The 759-nt window shown below is 42.4% G+C and carries 1 protein-coding gene; it reads left to right on the top strand.

What is annotated here, in order from left to right; genetic code table 11:
- Positions 1–251 precede the first annotated feature (251 nt).
- A partial coding sequence (locus R7O13_RS26395; RefSeq protein WP_318305145.1) for an FAD-dependent oxidoreductase occupies positions 252–759 on the top strand: 508 nt, incomplete at its 3' end.

The raw sequence follows: 759 nt of genomic DNA, 5'->3' as shown, positions 1-759 counted from the left end.
AAAAAACGAGATGAAAACCCACAAACAAAAGTTAAATTAGGTATATGTTTTAGATTAAAGCTTAAGCAACATTTGAAACTAGATTTCTCTACTGTAAATAGAATTTTATGCTGGATTGAGACAATTTCTATCACGCGATAGTGAGTTCTAATCTATAACCATTTATTCGATCTCAATCGCCGTTTATGCTTTTAAAGCTATAAGAATTTCCATACAATCGAGAGAAATGTTCAGCCCTCTTTGGAGCCACAATGAGCGACGTAAAACACTGTAAATTATTAATTCTTGGTTCTGGTCCAGCAGGTTACACCGCGGCAGTATACGCTGCGCGCGCGAATCTAAACCCTGTGCTTGTGACGGGAATGCAACAAGGTGGTCAGCTAACCACTACAACAGAAGTAGAAAACTGGCCAGGTGATGCAGAAGGCCTAACAGGCCCAGCATTAATGGAACGCATGAAAGAACATGCGGAACGTTTCGAAACAGAAATTGTATTCGATCACATCAACGAAGTTGAACTGTCTCAACGTCCATTCCGTTTAAAAGGTGATTCTGGTGAGTACACCTGTGATGCTTTGATCATTTCAACAGGTGCATCAGCTAAATACCTAGGTCTGGAATCAGAAGAAGCGTTCAAAGGTCGCGGCGTATCGGCATGTGCTACGTGTGACGGTTTCTTCTACCGCAACCAAAAAGTAGCGGTTGTCGGCGGCGGTAACACAGCGGTTGAAGAAGCGCTGTACCTATCTAACATCGCAT

The organism is Vibrio sp. Y176 (genome assembly GCF_033438945.1).
Note: the sequence above shows the minus strand (reverse complement) of the source record. Positions and strands in the feature narration are given on the sequence as shown.